This is a genomic window from Nocardia jiangxiensis NBRC 101359, from assembly GCF_000308615.1.
Taxonomy (GTDB): Bacteria; Actinomycetota; Actinomycetes; order Mycobacteriales; family Mycobacteriaceae; genus Nocardia; species Nocardia jiangxiensis.
Map to the genome: position 1 here is coordinate 36,754 of NZ_BAGB01000011.1, position 16,183 is coordinate 52,936.

Annotated in this window: 14 protein-coding genes; 7 read left to right on the forward strand and 7 right to left on the reverse strand. The window is 68.4% G+C overall.

All coding sequences use genetic code 11. From position 1 onward, the window contains the following. Positions 1–163 precede the first annotated feature (163 nt). Both ON40_RS03325 and ON40_RS03330 read left to right on the forward strand, forming a co-directional pair. On the forward strand, positions 164–1,312 hold the full coding sequence (locus ON40_RS03325; RefSeq protein ID WP_040818342.1) for a citrate synthase 2: 1,149 nt from the start codon (positions 164–166) through the stop codon (positions 1,310–1,312). A gap of 151 nt (positions 1,313–1,463) precedes the next feature. Continuing rightward, the gene (locus tag ON40_RS03330; RefSeq protein ID WP_245567640.1) at positions 1,464–2,390 is read left to right on the forward strand and encodes a polysaccharide deacetylase family protein; all 927 of its coding nucleotides are present in this window, start codon (positions 1,464–1,466) and stop codon (positions 2,388–2,390) included. A gap of 86 nt (positions 2,391–2,476) precedes the next feature. Here the strand turns inward: ON40_RS03330 and ON40_RS03335 are convergent, their stop codons facing one another. Next, a complete protein-coding gene (locus ON40_RS03335; protein WP_245567641.1) occupies positions 2,477–3,217 on the reverse strand; it encodes a hypothetical protein in 741 nt (246 codons plus the stop codon). Between the two features lie 153 nt (positions 3,218–3,370). Here ON40_RS03335 and serC point away from each other — a divergent pair, with 153 nt between their 5' ends. The 3 genes from serC to ON40_RS03350 all read left to right on the forward strand — a co-directional run bounded on the left by serC (position 3,371) and on the right by ON40_RS03350 (position 6,939). Beyond that, positions 3,371–4,498 carry a phosphoserine transaminase gene (gene serC, locus ON40_RS03340; RefSeq protein ID WP_040818344.1) on the forward strand — a complete coding sequence of 376 codons (1,128 nt, stop codon included), beginning with the start codon at positions 3,371–3,373 and terminating at the stop codon, positions 4,496–4,498. Positions 4,499–4,739: 241 nt separating this feature from the next. Continuing rightward, the gene (sepH, locus tag ON40_RS03345; protein WP_040818346.1) at positions 4,740–5,930 is read left to right on the forward strand and encodes a septation protein SepH; all 1,191 of its coding nucleotides are present in this window, start codon (positions 4,740–4,742) and stop codon (positions 5,928–5,930) included. Between the two features lie 256 nt (positions 5,931–6,186). Then, complete coding sequence (locus ON40_RS03350) at positions 6,187–6,939, forward strand: DUF6928 family protein (protein WP_040818348.1); 753 nt, start codon at positions 6,187–6,189, stop codon at positions 6,937–6,939. 9 nt (positions 6,940–6,948) lie between these two features. Here the strand turns inward: ON40_RS03350 and ON40_RS03355 are convergent, their stop codons facing one another. After that, the gene (locus ON40_RS03355) at positions 6,949–7,251 is read right to left on the reverse strand and encodes a DUF2537 domain-containing protein (protein ID WP_051192627.1); all 303 of its coding nucleotides are present in this window, start codon (positions 7,249–7,251) and stop codon (positions 6,949–6,951) included. Then, positions 7,248–8,051 (reverse strand): TrmH family RNA methyltransferase, encoded by an 804-nt coding sequence (locus ON40_RS03360; protein ID WP_040818374.1) that lies wholly within the window; start codon positions 8,049–8,051, stop codon positions 7,248–7,250. The genes ON40_RS03355 and ON40_RS03360 overlap by 4 nt, the downstream gene beginning before the upstream one ends. 149 nt (positions 8,052–8,200) lie before the next feature. Between ON40_RS03360 and ON40_RS03365 the strand changes: the two genes are divergently transcribed. After that, a complete protein-coding gene (locus tag ON40_RS03365) occupies positions 8,201–8,563 on the forward strand; it encodes an FKBP-type peptidyl-prolyl cis-trans isomerase (RefSeq protein ID WP_040818350.1) in 363 nt (120 codons plus the stop codon). Positions 8,564–8,608: 45 nt separating this feature from the next. On the opposite strand, the gene ON40_RS03370 is transcribed toward ON40_RS03365, so the two are convergent. The 4 genes from ON40_RS03370 to ON40_RS03385 all read right to left on the reverse strand — a co-directional run bounded on the left by ON40_RS03370 (position 8,609) and on the right by ON40_RS03385 (position 13,302). After that, complete coding sequence (locus tag ON40_RS03370; protein ID WP_174434997.1) at positions 8,609–9,961, reverse strand: sensor histidine kinase; 1,353 nt, start codon at positions 9,959–9,961, stop codon at positions 8,609–8,611. Next, positions 9,958–10,662, reverse strand: a complete 705-nt coding sequence (locus ON40_RS03375) for a response regulator transcription factor (RefSeq protein WP_040818377.1) — start codon at positions 10,660–10,662, stop codon at positions 9,958–9,960. Before ON40_RS03375 ends, ON40_RS03370 begins: the two co-directional genes overlap by 4 nt. A 45-nt stretch (positions 10,663–10,707) precedes the next feature. Further along, a complete protein-coding gene (locus ON40_RS03380) occupies positions 10,708–11,097 on the reverse strand; it encodes a hemophore-related protein (RefSeq protein WP_040818352.1) in 390 nt (129 codons plus the stop codon). A gap of 78 nt (positions 11,098–11,175) precedes the next feature. After that, on the reverse strand, positions 11,176–13,302 hold the full coding sequence (locus ON40_RS03385) for an AMP-binding protein (protein WP_040818354.1): 2,127 nt from the start codon (positions 13,300–13,302) through the stop codon (positions 11,176–11,178). 318 nt (positions 13,303–13,620) lie between these two features. On the opposite strand from ON40_RS03385, the gene ON40_RS03390 reads away from it, so the two are divergent. Beyond that, the coding region (locus tag ON40_RS03390; RefSeq protein ID WP_157186180.1) for an ATP-binding protein at positions 13,621–16,183 on the forward strand (2,563 nt) is incomplete at its 3' end.

The window sequence follows — 16,183 nt, forward strand, 5'->3', positions numbered from 1 at the left end:
GCATGGACCAGAGGTTACTCCGCGGTAGGAGAAGGACTAAGGTTCTTATCGGTCGACGCGCGTGGCGCAACGTCCGAGTGAACCTCCGGCTACCTCGTGCGTCGCAGTAAACAGCGTGGCCGCCCAGGGATCGTGCGGCCCGAATTGCAAGGAGAGTCACCGCATGACTACCAGCGCTGCGGCATCGTCCACCGGCCCCGCCGTACCCCCCGATTTCGTCAGCGGACTGGAAGGCGTGGTGGCGTTCACCACCGATATCGCCGAACCCGACAAGGACGGCGGCGCGCTGCGGTACCGCGGTGTCGACATCGAGGATCTGGTCGCCAATCGGGTGACCTTCGGCGATGTGTGGGCCCTGCTCGTGGACGGCGAATTCGGCCACGGCCTGCCCCCGGCCGAGCCGTTCCCGCTGCCGATCCACACCGGTGACGTGCGCGTCGACGTGCAGGCCGGTCTGGCCATGCTCGCCCCGATCTGGGGTTATCAGCCGCTGCTGGACATCGACGATCGGACCGCGCGGGAGAATCTGGCGCGCGCCTCGGTGATGGCGCTGTCCTACGTCGCGCAGTCCGCTCGCGGCATCTATCAGCCCGCTGTGCCGCAGAAGAAGATCGACGAGTGCACGACCGTCACCGAGCGGTTCATGACCCGCTGGAAGGGTGATCCGGATCCCCGGCACACCGAGGCCATCGACGCCTACTGGGTGTCCGCGGCCGAGCACGGCATGAACGCGTCCACCTTCACCGCCCGGGTGATCGCGTCGACCGGCGCGGACGTGGCCGCCTCGCTCTCGGGTGCGATCGGCGCGATGTCCGGTCCGCTGCACGGCGGTGCGCCCGCTCGCGTGCTGCCGATGATCGAGGAGGTCGAGCGCACCGGCGATGCTCGTGTGCTGGTCAAGGGCATTCTGGATCGCAAGGAGAAGTTGATGGGCTTCGGCCACCGGGTGTACCGGGCCGAGGATCCCCGCGCGCGGGTGCTGCGCGCGACCGCGGAGCGGCTGGGTGCGCCGCGCTACGAGGTGGCCGCCGCGCTGGAGCAGGCCGCCCTGGCCGAACTGCGCGAGCGCCGCCCCGATCGCGCCATCGAGACCAATGTCGAATTCTGGGCCGCGGTCATCCTCGACTTCGCCGAGGTGCCCGCGCACATGATGCCCGCGATGTTCACCTGCGGTCGTACCGCGGGTTGGTGCGCGCACATCCTGGAGCAGAAGCAGCTGGGCAAGCTGGTGCGTCCGGCGGCGATCTACACCGGGCCCGCGCCGCGCAGCCCGGAGTCGGTCGTCGGTTGGGCCTCGGTCGCCGGGAAGTAGCTCGGACGCAGCATCTTTCACCCCGCCCGTCCGGTCGCCGTGGGCGGCCGGGCGGGCGGGATGAATTCGGGTGGAACAGCCGGTGCCGCCGAGACTCGCCCGGTTTCGGTGAGGTCTTCCGCGTGCGGGGACTTCCCGTACGATCCGTGCCGTGTTCGATCGAGTGATCTCCCGTCGTGGTCTGCTGGTGGCGGGAGCGATGACTGCCGCAGGTCTGGCGAGCGCGGCCTGCGCCGAGGCGTGGGGCTCCTCGCCGACGTCCGCGGTGACCCGGCAGCAACTACCGGTCACCGCCGCGCAGGATCCCGCGGCCATGTTCGCGGCCACGACGAACACGCCCGCGGCCGCGCCGGCCAATGCGCCCGCGGCACAGTCGGCTTCGGGTGTGCAGCCCACTGCCGTGGCTGCCGCGCACACCGGGCAGCGGCCCGCGGCGTGGGCAATGGCGATGCCGGGCATCATCACCACATTCGTCCCGGCGGGCAGGCAGATGGCGCTCACCTTCGATGCCTGCGGTGGTCCCGGTAACGACGAGATGAATGAAGTTCTGATGAACTTCCTGATATCCCAACGTATTCCGGCGACATTGTTCCTGAACGAGCGCTGGATCGACGCCGATCCGGCGCGGGCGGAATCACTCGCGAACAACCCGCTGTTCGAGATCGGCAATCACGGCACCCGGCACTGCCCGCTGTCGGTGACCGGACGTTCGGTGTACAACATTCGCGGCACCGCCTCCCCGCAGCAGGCGGTGGACGAGGTGTGGGGCAATCACGAACGGCTGATCCGGCTGACCGGTCGCGCACCGCGCTTCTTCCGCACCGGAACCGCCCACTACGACGATATCGCCGTCAAGATCGTGCACGAACTCGGTGAAACCCCAGTGGGTTTCAGCATCAACGCCGACGCCGGAGCCACCTTCGGCAGCGCCCAGATCCAGCGCGAGATGGCTGCCGCGGTCCCCGGCGCCATCTCCATCGCCCACATGCACCGCCCGAAATCCGGCACCGCCCCCGGCATGCTGGCCGCAATTCCTCGATTACGTTCCGCCGGTTACGAATTCGTCCACCTGCCGTAATTTCTGCCTCCGCTCCGCTCCGGCGGGGTCGGGGTTGGCGTTGTCAGGGGTGAGCGGAACTCGGGTGACTCCACGTGTCGGGGAGGCTATTCGGATGCGGCCCAGTCCACGGCCACGGACTCCCCGCGGTCGACGGTGAAGAACGCGACCTCCAGATGTCTGCCCCGATCGACCAGTTCGATCGCGGACAGCGGGACCGGCTGGATGATGCGGACCCACCAGGGGTGGGGTTCGTCCCAGGCACGCAGTTCCAGGTCCAGGCGCAGGACCGGGTCGTCGCGACCGGTGTAGTCGGCGGCGACGGGACTGGCCGCGAGCACCGTGGCATCGGCGCGACGGCCGTTGGCGAGGATCTTGGCGATGGCGACGCGGGTGGTCTCCTGCGGTCCGGGGGCGTACAGCACCACGCGGTCGCGATCGCCCGGATCCACCCGGCAGCCGACGACGTCGCCGGGCTGCATCGCGGCCAGTTCGGTTTCCCCGATGCGCTGGCGGATCCGGGTCTCGTAGGGCTGGTGGTCATCGATGTGAATGCGAATCCAGAACCGGTGCCCGGCCTCGGTCCGGCTGCCCGCGATGCGATTTTCGCCGTCCCGCATCACCACCGACGGCCCGGCGAACGGTGGCATCCGGCACGGCCGCGCCCCGAGGATCGTCGCGGTGCCCGCGAGCCCGCGCATCAACACCTCGCGCTGAGCCGGTTCGGACAGGGCGCCGTGCCGCATCGCCGAGCCGTGTGATCCGAACAACGCCGACCATCGGCCGAACGGACCGGTAGGAGTGCTCGAAATCACCGGTGCTGATCGTTCGCCAGCTCGCTCCCGCATGCATCAACGGTAGCCAAAATATGAGCTGCATCATGGCATTTCGGAGAACTACGCGAAGCGATCCCGGATTAGCTCCACTGCGAGTGTCGCACCCTGCTCGAGGTGGGTACCCACCTGTCCCGGAAGGGGTGGCGGGCCATTAGGCTTACCGCTATGACCGCTGCCTTGCCGAGCATCCCCGCCGAACTCAAACCAGCCGACGGACGTTTCGGCTGTGGCCCGTCCAAGGTCCGCCCGGAACAGCTGAGCGCCCTGGTCGAGGTCGGCGCCTCGGTGTTCGGCACCAGCCATCGGCAGAAGCCGGTCAAGGACGTCGTGGCCCGGGTGCGCGCGGGTCTGCGCGAGCTGTTCTCGCTGCCCGAGGGCTACGAGGTCGTGCTCGGCAACGGCGGCACCACCGCGTTCTGGGATGCGGCCGCGTTCGGCCTGATCCGGGAGCGTTCGCTGCACCTGACCTACGGCGAGTTCAGCTCGAAGTTCGCCACGGTGGCCAAGAAGAACCCGTTCATCGGCGATCCGATCGTGATCTCGACCGATCCGGGCACCGCGCCCGCGCCGGTCGCCGATCCGCAGGCCGACGTGATCGCCTGGGCACACAACGAGACCTCCACCGGCGTCGCGGTCCCCGTGCAGCGTCCGGCGGGTTCGGAGAACGCGCTGATCGCCATCGACGCCACCTCGGGCGCGGGCGGTCTGCCGGTGAACATCGCCGACGCCGACGTGTACTACTTCGCTCCGCAGAAATGCTTCGCCGCCGATGGCGGGCTGTGGATCGCGCTGATGAGCCCCAAGGCGCTCGAGCGGGTCGCGGAGATCAAGGAGTCGGGCCGGTTCACCCCGGAATTCCTGTCCCTGCCGATCGCGGTCGACAACAGCGCCAAGGATCAGACCTACAACACCCCGGCGCTGGCCACGCTGTTGCTGCTGGCCGATCAGATCGAGTGGATGAACGCCAACGGCGGTTTGGACTGGACGGTCAAGCGCACCCTGGATTCTTCTTCGCGGCTGTACGCCTGGGCCGAGTCGAGCGAATTCGCCACTCCGTTCGTGGCCGATCCCGCGCATCGCTCGCAGGTCGTCGGCACCATCGATTTCGTCGATTCGGTCGATGCCGCGCAGGTGGCGAAGGTCTTGCGCGCCAACGGAATCGTCGACACCGAGCCGTATCGCAAACTCGGCCGCAACCAGTTGCGCGTCGGTATGTTCCCGGCGATCGACCCCGATGACATCACGCAGCTGACGCGTAGTATCGACTGGGTCGTCCAGGAAATCGCCAAGTAGGCGAATGCGACAGGGGGTTCGGATGTTTCAGCGGATTTCGGCCATTGAATGGCGATCCGGCCCGGTCGCGAACATGCTGTTCGAAGCGCGCTGAATTGAACAAGATAGCGTGCGCGGAAGTCTCCCGGGAGATTTCCGCGCGCGTGTCCTGCCACATGAATCTCAGAAGTGCACTACTGTTCCAGAACGTGGGCGGTGTCGCGAGCCTTGCTGTGATCGACGCGGCGATAAGGAGGTAACGGTGCGTGAGCTTCGAGTGATCGGTCTGACGCCCGATTCCGCGCACATCGTGTGCATCGATCCCGAGTCCGGACAGAAGTACCGGCTCGCCGCCGACGAGAAACTGCGCGCTGCCGCCCGAGGAGACCTTGCCCGATTCGGCCAGATCGAGATCGAAACGGAAGCGACTATGCGTCCTCGCGATATCCAGGCCCGTATCCGTGCCGGTGCATCGGTGGAGCAGGTAACCGAGGAATCCGGAATGCCGCTGAGCCGCGTGGAGCGGTTCGCCTATCCGGTTCTGCTGGAGCGCGCGCGGGCCGCGGAGCTGGCGCAGAAGGCGCATCCGGTCCGCAAGGACGGTCCGGCCGTGGAAACTCTCATCGATGTGGTGTCGGCCGCCTTCGCCGAGCGCGGCCACAACATCGATATCGCCGAATGGGATGCCTGGAAGGACGAGAAGGGCTACTGGGTCGCCCAATTGCAGTGGCAGGCAGGTCGTTCGGTGATCGCCGCGCACTGGCGTTTCCAGCCCGACGCGCACGGCGGTTCGGTGACGCCGCTGGACGATCCGGCCAATGATCTGGTCGATCCCGATTTCGGCCGGGCGCTGCGTGGCCTGGCGACGATACTGCCCGAGCCCGCCGCCGAACAGCCCGCACCGGTCGAGCCCGTCACGCCGGTCGCGCCGACGCCTCCGCCGCTCGAGGAGCCCGCGGCGGTGACCGAGCGGGAGGCGAAGACCGAGGAGTACTTCGAGAAGCGCGCCGTCGGCGGGAGTTCGGTGCCGGTTACCGCCAAGCCGGCTCCGGCTGCCACGCCGCCTGCCGCGCCGTCGCGTGAACCGCAGGCCCCGGCCGCCGAGTACGCCGCGCCCGCGCGTGAGCAGTCGGCTCCGGCCGCACCGCCGTCGCGTGAGCAGGTCGAGCCCGCACCCGAACGCGCACAGCCGGCGGCGGCGAAGTCGACCAAGCCTGCCGCCGCGGCGAAGTCGACCCCGGCGCCCGCGGCGAAGCCGCCCGCTGCGGCCACGGCGAAGTCGGTTCCCGCTGCTGCGGCGAAGGCGGCGCCCGCCGCGGCCGCAGCGGGGCAGCCCGCCGCCGAGGAGACCAAACAGCCCGCCAAGCAGGCGCGGCCCAAGGCCAAGCGCGGCAAGGCGCCCATGCCGTCCTGGGAAGACGTCCTGCTGGGAGTGCGCAGCTCGGGTCACTGATTTCCGGCGTCGCACAGCGGAATTCCCGCCGGGCCGCGGGATCCGGCACTGGCCTGTACCTCCGGTGAAACCGGCCTTGACACGCGCACGCTTCATCCGAAGCGCACCTTTTCGGTCTGCCGGAGGGTAGATTTTTCTCATAGCGCCCAGGTATTTCGGGCGGGCACCATGTGGATCACGGGTCGGATGTCATCCGACGCTGAGGTTGCTGTTGATTAGCTATGCTTACCCGTACGAAGATCGGGAGGTGTCGCAAGTGCCGTCTACTGCTTCGTCCCTCTGGTACGTCGACGCACCCGATCCGGTTGCGGTGCTTCGAGATCATCCGGATCCGGATCCGGCCGCCGCGCTCGCGCTGGCCCGACAGCTCAATCCGGACCTCGACGTGGTTCCGGCCGCCTCGGGAACCATGAAGGTCTGGGCCGGGCCCGATCCCGGTTCGATGTACATCGGCTGCTATCCGGGCGTCACCGTGGTGTGTACGACCCAGGCGGCGGTGTCGCGCCCGACGCGGCTGCCGGAATTGCTGGTCCGCCCGCTCGCCTCCGAACGCACCTATCTGATCTCCTACGACGTCGCGCACGGCTGGGGCGCGTTCGCCCATTGGGAGCGTGGGGAATTCCGCCGTTCGTTCAGTTCCACGCGAGTCGACATCCTCGAGGACGCGGGATTGCCGCAGGTGTGGGAGCGGTCGTACTGGGCGGGGGAGCATCCGCTGCGTTTGCTGCCCGGCGAATTCCCGGATCCGCAAACGCTGCCCTTCGACCCGACGGAATTCGCCGACGGGGCCAATGCCGAATGGCTCGGCTTCCGTTATCGCGGCGGGGAACACGACGGCGCGCTCGTCCCGGACGATGTTCCGGTCTGCGGTTTCAGCCTGTTCCCGAAGGGACAGGCGCCGCAGCCGATCCGTCCGGAGGATCCGAAGGCCGAGCCGCACAACAGCGGTCGCTGGTTCGGCTGGCTACGCGGCCGCAACGGCGACCGCGTGCACGAGACGACGGCGTGAATCGGTGAGCTAGGACGAGATCGCGACGAGCAGCAAGGCGATCCAGCCCAGCACGACTCCGACGGCGACACCCAGCAGGATCCACCGGACGACCGGCGTGTTGCGCCAGCGCCAGGCACTGGGCGTCGCGCCGCCGACCGCGACCAGATTCACCGCGACGGCCAACGTCCAATGGACCTGCGCCAGTGCGGCTCCGAACGCGTACACCCCGGCGGTGGCCAGCACCGCCACCAGGGCCGACACCGCGATCCCCGCCGCCCACGGCGTCGGTTCGGGATAGGCGCCGTAGCGGGCGCCCGGAGGCTGGTTCACGAGATGCGCACCCTTTCGTAGAAGGCCATCGCGGCGGCGGTGGCCACATTGAGCGAATCGGTGCCCGGCGTCATCGGGATGCGGGCGCGAATATCGGTGGCGGCCATGGCCGTCTCGGTCAGGCCCGGCCCCTCGGCCCCGAGCAGCAGCGCCACCCGGTCACCGGTCATCGCGCGGGCCAGTGTGGCCGCGGCCGGGTCGGGAGTCAATGCGATGATCTGGAATCCCTTGTCACGCAACGTTTCCAGACTGCCGGGCCAGTCCGGCAGCCGGGCGAACGGCACCCGCAGCACATGTCCCATCGACACCCGCACCGCGCGCCGGTACAGCGGATCGGCGCAGCGTTCGCCGAACAGCACCGCATCCGCGCCCAGGCCGGCCGCATTGCGGAAGATCGAGCCGATGTTCTCGTGATCGTTGACCCCCTCGAGCACCGCGACGGTGCGCGCCGAGGCCAGTATCTCGTCCAGTGCCGCTTCGTCGGGACGGCGAGCCGCGGCCAGCACGCCGCGATTGAGGTGGAACCCGACGATCTCGGCCATCACCTCCGCGGTGGCCCGGTAGTACGGGACGTCCACGCCGGTCAGATCCGCGGCCAGTTCCTCGTAGCGCCGCCCGACCCCCAGCAAACCGAACGGGGTGAACCGCGAACTCAGCATCCGCTGCACCACCACGACGCCCTCCGCGATCACATATCCCTGCCGTCCGGGCAGATCCGGACGGCGATCCGCGGATTTGAGGTCGCGAAACGCCGCGACCCGCGGATCTGCGGGGTCTTCGATATCGATCACGTCGGCCACGATGCCCAATCCTGCCCTGCATCCGACCCGCCGCACCGCGCTGCCCTCCACACCTTGTGTTCCTGCCGACCCCGGACAACTATCGGGTTTCGCGAGCAACGATATGGTGAACAGTTAATTGGCTAACCCATCGAAACGGAAGAGGACGCATGACCAAGCCTGAAGTCGAGTTCCAGGACGGCCCCGCGCCGAGCACTCTGGTGGTCAAGGATCTTGTCCAGGGTGAGGGTGCGCAGGCAGCGCCCGGCGGCACCGTCGAGGTGCACTACGTGGGCGTGGAATACGACACCGGCGAGGAATTCGACTCCTCGTGGGGACGCGGCGAATCCATCACGTTCCCGCTGCGTGGCCTGATCCAGGGCTGGCAGGAGGGCATTCCGGGGATGAAGGTCGGCGGTCGCAGGCAGCTCACCATTCCGCCGGAGCAGGCGTACGGTCCGGTCGGCTCGGGGCATCCGCTCTCGGGCAAGACCCTGGTCTTCGTCATCGATCTGCTGAACGTCGTCAGCTAGGCGTCCACCGGGGGCTCGTGTGCACGACCCGTTCCGCGCGGGTGATCACCTGCCCGGGAATTCCAGAACCAGTCGCACCCCACCCAGGGCGCTGTCCTCGAAATAGGCTCGCCCGCCGTGCAACTGGGCCTGCTGGGCGACCAGCGCCAGGCCCAGTCCGGAACCGCCCTTGGTGGCCTGGCTGCCGCGAATGAACCGTTCGAAGACCGCATCCCGTTCCTGGGCGGGTATGCCGCACCCGTCGTCGTCGACCGAGATCAGCACGCCCGCGGGGGTGCGATGCGCGGCGACCAGCGCCCGGGTCGCGCCGCCGTGCCGGGCGGAATTGGTCAGGGCGTTGTCCACCGCCAGGCGCAGCCCGGTGGGCAGCCCGCGAATGATCAGCTCCGGATCGGTATCGATGCCCACGGTCAGATTCGGGAAGTGCCGCATGGCGTCGTGGGCGGACTGGTCGATCAGATCGCCCACATCGGTTTCCACGTGGTCGCGTTCGTTGGTGAGCTCACCGGCCGCGAGACGTTCGAGTGCGGCCAGGGTCGACTCGACGCGGGCCTGGCTGCGCTGCAGGTCGGCGAGGATCTCCGCACGCTGATCCGCGTCCAGGTCCAATGTGCGCAACACCTCGAGATCGGTGCGCATCGCCGTGAGCGGGGTACGCAGCTCATGAGCGGACACCGCCGCGAAATCGCGGGCGGTCTCGAGTGCCGCGGCCGTTTCGGCCTGTGCCGCGCGCACGCGTTCCAGCAGCGAATTCACTGCTTCGGCAAGTTGTTCGGCCTCGCGCACACCTGATCCGTCCACCGGGGTCTCGCCGTCGCCGGTGCCGCTGTGCTCACCGACCTGCCGGGTCAGATCCACGATCGGCCGCACCGCCCGGCCGCCGAACATCCAGCCCAGCGCCGCCGCGGCGACCATCGCGAGTCCGGCCGCGGACAACACCCAGCGACGTTGTTCGCTGGTCGCGTGATAGGCGTCGTTCAGCGGAATACCCATCGAGACCACGCGGTCGGGCTGTTGATTCTCGGTGGTGGTCATGATCCGGTAGGGGGCGCCGTCGAGGGTGACGGTGTGCGAACCCGGATCCAGGCGCGGCAGTTGCATCAGGGTCGAGGCCGCGATCGTGCCGTCGTCGCGGACGGTCACCGCCAGATCCTTGCTCGGGGTGACCACCGAGAGCACCCCGGCCGCGATCACCGGCTGCATCAGCACGATGCGCGAGGCCACGTTCAGTTCCTGATCGGCCTGGGTGATCGCGTTGCGCTGGATGGCCACCATGGACAGCCAGCCCAGCAGGGCGGTGAGGATGATCGCGCCCAGTGCGGCGGCGGCCGCGACCCGGGTGCGCAGCGAGTACGAGGGACGTCGCCGACGCCGGGCCCGCGCCGCCGCGACGGTCACTTCGGCGCTCGCAACACGAACCCGACGCCGCGAATGGTGTGCAGCAACCGCGGTGTGCCGCCGGCCTCGAGTTTGCGGCGCAGATAGCCGACGAAGACGTCGACCACATTGGTGTCGGCGGCGAAGTCGTATCCCCACACCAGTTCGAGCAGGCGTTCGCGGCTCAGCACCACCCCGGCGTTGCGGGCCAGGGTCGACAGCAGTTCGAATTCCCGCTTGGTGAGGTCGATCTCCTCGCCGTTGAGCAGGGCGCGATATCCGGCCTCGTCCACCTCGAGCGGGCCGACGGTGATCGCACCCGGGGTGAGCGGCACGGCGGTGTCGGTGCGGCGCAGCAGTGCCCGGATCCGGGCGACCAGTTCGGCCAGGACGAACGGTTTGACCAGATAGTCGTCGGCGCCGGACTCCAGCCCGGCGATCCGGTCGTCCACCGAATTGCGCGCGGACAGAACACAGATGGGCACCTCGTTACCCATCGCCCGCAGCGCCGTGACCACCCCCGCGCCGTCCAGGACCGGCATGTTCATGTCCAGGACGAGCGCATCGGGGGCCTGCTCGGTCACACTGCGCAGCGCCTGAGCGCCGTCGCGGGCGATGATCACCCGGAACCCGGACAGCCGCAGGCCGCGCTCGACCGAGGCCAGCAGGTCCTCGTCGTCGTCGACCAGCAGAACCGTCGGATTGTCATGGCTCGTCACCAGTACATTCTGCACAGATGGACGCGCCGGGCCCGGAAAAACAGACCGTCAGTAATTGTGGCAACTGTCCGCGACGGCCTGGATGGTCCGCTGCAGGCTCGAGGACCGCGGATCGTTCTGGATCTGCTGCTGCGCCTCGGGATGCTGGGCCAGATACTGCTGCGCCTCGGCGCGGCGCTGCTGGATCGGCTCGTCGAACTTCGCCTTCAGCTGTGCCTTCTGACTGGGATTCGAGTCCAGGATCGAGGCCAGCTGCGGGTTCTTGGCGTGCAGCGCGCGGTCGACCTGATCGAAGCTGCAGGTCGAATTCAGAAGGGGCGTAACCATATCCATCGGTGCGGCCGCGGCGAGACCGGGGGAGAGCAGGGCGGCGGCGGTGGCCAGGCCACCGATCGCGAGGACGGTGCCGGTACGGCGGCGATTACGCAACGTGATCATGTGAAGTCCTTCGACTCGGGGAACGCCCGAAACCCTAGGACCCCGCTCTGGGACGGATGTGAACCGATCCTGAGAAGACTATGAGGACCGCACCGGGGCGTCGTCGCTCGACGTGGCCGGACCTTCGGGATGACCGCTCGCGATGATCTGATCCTCCAGCGCGACCAGTACGGCGGGATCCTCGATGGTGGCGGGCATCTCCCATTCCTCGCCGGCCACGATCTGCCGCATGGTCTTGCGCAGGATCTTGCCGGAGCGGGTCTTGGGCAGCGCCTGCACCACGATGACGTCGTACAGCGTCGCGATCGCGCCGATCTGGTCGCGCACGCGGGCGATCAGTTCCTCGCGCAGCTGATCGGGATCGATCTGGACGGTCTGCCCCGTCCCGTCGGATTTGAGCACCACGTACGCGATCGGTCGCTGGCCCTTGAGCTCGTCGGGGATGCCGATCACGGCGCATTCGGCGACGGCGGGATGTCCGGCGACCGCGGCCTCGATACCTCCGGCCGAGAGACGATGCCCGGCCATGTTGATCACGTCGTCGCTGCGGCCCAGGACGTAGAGGTAGCCGTCCTCGTCGAAGTAGCCGGAGTCGCCGGTCAGATAGTGGCCGGGGAAGGCCGCCAGGTACGACCGCACGAATCTGTCGTCGTCACCCCACAGGCCGGTGAGGGTGCCCGGGGGCAGCGGCAGGCCGATCACGATATTGCCCTCGGTGCCCGCGGCGACCGCATCGCCCTCGTAGTCCAGTACTCGCAGGCGGTAGCCGGGCACCGGCAGCGAGGCCGAGCCGGTCTTGATCGGAAGTTCTTGCAGCCCCAGCGGATCCGCGCAGATCGGCCAGCCGGTTTCGGTCTGCCACCAGTGGTCCACCACGGGGCAGTCCGGGTGATCGGCCAGCACCACGTCGCGGGTCCACTCCAGGGTGGTCGGATCCAGCCGCTCACCGGCGCAGAACAGCGCGCGCAGGCCGGACATGTCGTGCCGATGGGCCGCGGCGGCGTCCGGATCGGCGCGGCGGATCGCGCGCAGTGCGGTCGGCGCGGTGAACATCACGTGCACCCCGTGCTGTTCGACCATCCGCCAGTACGCCCCCGGATCCGGGGTGCCGACGGGTTTGCCCTCGTAGAGCACGGTCGTCGCGCCGATCAGCAGTGGCGCGTAGACGATGTAGGAGTGCCCGACCACCCAGCCGATATCGGAGGTGGTGAGCATGACCTGGCCGGGGGCCATGTCGTAGATGTAGCGCATCGACCAGATCAACGCAACCGCGTGGCCGCCGTTGTCGCGCACGACGCCTTTGGGTTTCCCGGTGGTGCCGGAGGTGTAGAGGATGTAGAGCGGATCGGTGGCCGCGACCGGAACCGGGTCCGCCGGTTCGGCGTCGGCGACCATGTCCTCCCAGTCCAGCCATTGTGCGGCAACGCTTTCCGAGGAGCCCGGTAGGTGTTCGGTGGCCGGCTGCGGCGCCGCGAACCGGAGGGCGGGGAAGTTCGGGCGCTGTTTGACCACCACGTGCCTGGGCGCGACGGTGTGGACCAGATCCAGCGCCTGCAGCACGATCGGCGGGTACTCGAGGCGCTTGCCCGGTTCCAGGCCGCCCGAGGCGGTGACGATCAGCACCGGTTCGGCGTCGTCGATGCGGGCGGCCAGTTCGTGCGCGGCGAATCCGCCGAACACCACCGAATGCACCGCTCCGATCCGCGCGCAGGCCAGCATCGCGATGACGGCCTCCGGAATCATCGGCATATAGATGACAACCCGATCGCCGGTGCGCACACCCAGTCGCAGCATCGCCCCGGCGAACTGCGCCACTTCCGCCAGCAGCTCGGCATAGGTGTACACAACTGTGGCGCCGGTCATGGCGGAGTCGTATATAAGGGCGGGCTGATCGGCGCGGCCGCCGGTCTGATCGGCGTTCCGGAGTCGATCCGAGTTCGATCCGGTCTCGAAGAGATCACGACCCGGCTCGCCTGCTGTCGAGGGCTCTATCGGTGTGATATCGCGCACATGACGATCCAGTGCGTTGTAGGAGGTGTTCAGGCGGGCGTCGGAGAACCAGCGGGCCGTCGGGCGGGCGGTGCTGTCGAGGATCTGCGTGGGGGGAACATCCCAGCTGACAGCCGCCGCGGCCGCGCCCCAGAAGTCCGACGGGTCGACCAGGCTCGTCTGGTAGGTAGGCCGGTACTCCTGCTGTGCGTTCAACCGTGTGACTCCCTGCCTCGCCTCGATGCCCGCCTCGATAGATCAGCCTGATTGTGGCAGACTTCACGCGGCGTCCGGGCGGGCGCCGCGACCTTTGATTTTGTTCAGAACAGGCTGGTCATTGTGCAGAGGTTGCCAACAGGTCACACAAGAAGTTATTGATCCGTTAGAATCGCATGTCACATATTTCGGCCGTCAAGGACGCAATTTCACGGCCTGCCGCAGATCTCGGCCCGCTGTGCCAAACGAGTCCAGCCATGCGATCGTGGAGGCTCGCTGATGGCGCATGGCTGGGGCCAGTTTGGAAAGTGAGTGAAGATGCGCGACGCCGCTAGGTCCGGCAACAAGCGTTGGGCGCTTAGCAACTGGGACCTGCGTTGGAAGGTTACGGCGGTTCTGGCCGTCCCCCTTCTCGTTGCGGTGGTGCTCGGCGCGTCCAGGATCGCGGCGCAGTTCAGCGACTCGAGTCGGCTGGATGCCGCGGTGACACATGTCGGGGCGATTCCCGCGGTGACCGGGCTCAGTGGCGCGGAGGCCACGGTGGCCAGTGAACAGATGGCGCAGATCGCTCCGGGCCAATCGCTGGTGCAGGACGCCGATCTGACCGCGCTCGACAACGCCATCACCTCCGCCCAGAAGAATTCGGCGCGCCTGGACGGCGTGCCGGGCGGGCAGGCCGCGCTCGATCAGATGATCGCGGGCGCCAAGGAGGTGCGGGCCAACGGCCACACCCCGTCGCCCACGGTGACCGACGCGGTCAATCACGAAGAGAGCATTCGGCAGAACAGCGTCCGGACGACCGAGCAGATCACCGCGACGGTCTCCGACCCGCAGGTGGAGCAGGCCAAGCTGCGCCTGGTCGACACCCTGAACACGCGTGCGGTGGAGGTTTCGGAGGTCGCCGCGATCTCCGAGGCGCTGCGCGGCGATTCCAAGGGCGCGCTGCGTGACTTCCAGATCGCCGCCAACACCGAGCGGCAGATGCTCTCCACCCTGGCTCACCGCTTCCCGGACAACGATCCGACGATCACCGCGCTGAACCAGTTGGTCAACAAGCGAATCGAACTGGCCGGCAGCCCGCAGGCCGCGGTCGGTCAGATTCCCGTGGCGGACCTCAAGCAGTCGCTGCAGGACAGCCTGTCGTACTACCAGAAGATCGTCGACAGCTCGACCAGTCAGATCACCGCGCGAGTGAACCAGCTGGCCGACGACGCCCGCACCGGTGCGATCCGGTACGCGATCATCGTCATCGCGACGATCATGGCGGCGCTGCTGCTCGCGGTCGTCATCGCGCGGTCGATGATCGTGCCGCTGCGTAAGTTGCGTCTGGCCGCGCTGCGCGTCGCCGAGCACGACCTCGGTCACGAGGTCTCCCGATTGCGTGACGGCGCATCTCCCGAGGACGTGCCACTGGAACCGATGCCGGTGCACACCGACGAGGAAGTCGGTCAGCTCGCCCGCGCCGTCGACGACATCCATGGCCAGGCGCTGCGTCTGGCGGCGGATCAGGCCTCGATGCGTACCCAGGTCAACGATATGTTCGAGACCCTGGCTCGACGCTCGAAATCCCTTGTCGACCATCAGCTCTCGCTCATCGAGGCGATGGAGTACGACGAGAAGGACCCGCGTCTGCTGGAGAACCTCTTCCGGCTGGACCACCTCGCCGCCCGTATGCGACGCAACGGTGACAACCTGCTGATTCTGGCCGGTACCCGGCAGCGGCGCGGTAAGTCCGCGCCGGTCGAGATCGCCGACGTGCTGCGTGCGGCCATCTCCGAGGTCGAGGACTACGAGCGGGTGAAGCTGGGCGCCACCCCGCGCGGCGCCATCACCGAACCCGCCGCCTCCGACCTGGCGCACCTGTTCGCCGAGCTGCTGGACAACGCGCTGCGTGCCTCGCCGCCGGAGACCGACGTCAAGTTCACCTTCGCGCAGGCACACGATCAGGGTCTGCTGGTCGAGGTCGCCGACCGCGGTATCGGTATGCCCCCGGCCGAGATGGCCGACATCAACCGTCGTCTGGAGACCGCCGCCGAGGTCGGTCCGGACACCGCGCGGCACATGGGTCTGTTCGTGGTCGGCCGGCTCGCCGAGCGGCACGGTCTGACGGTGCGGCTGCGGCCCACCTTCGACACCGCGCGGGATCCGGGCGTCACGGTCACGGTGCATCTGCCCAAGCCGATCATCGTCGCGCCGGTCGGCGGCACGATCGCGGTGCCGACGCAGGCCACCCCGCAGGTGCCCACGCCGTCGCAACCGATTCCGGTGCAGCCGCAGTCGACCACTCCGGCGGCCACCATGCAGACGCGTGCGGTCACCCGCACGCCGAGCGGCAACATGATGGTGACCGTGGATCCCGGTGTGAGCGGGGCGATTGCGACCGACGAGGATGCCGAGGACGGCGTGTCGGCCCAGGGTGTCATCGGCTCCACCCCGCCCGCGACGGCCAGCCCGAGGGGTGGTCTGCCGCAGCGTCAGCCGGCTGGTGCGGCTCCGAGTGGACTGCCGCAGCGTCAGCCGGGCAGTGCGACTCCGGGCGGTCTGCCGCAGCGTCAGCCGGGGGCGGATGGTCCCACGCTGCGGCGGGCCACCACCGACAGCGGACCCGGTCTGCCACAGCGTGAGCCCGGCGCCAACGGCCCGCAGATGCCGGGCGCGCAGCCCGGCGCGAATCTGCCGCAGCGGCCGAATACCGGTGGCGGACTTGCTCAGCCGCAGGCCAACCTGGCCGCGAATATGCTCAAGCGTCAGCCCGGCGCCGCGGGTCAGCCCCGCACCGGCGGTCTGCCGCAGCGTCAGCGCGGCGGTAACGGCGCGCCACCGCGTGAGCCCGGTGCGGGCGGTGTGCCGCCGCGCGAGGGCGGTCCCGGCGGGTTGCCGC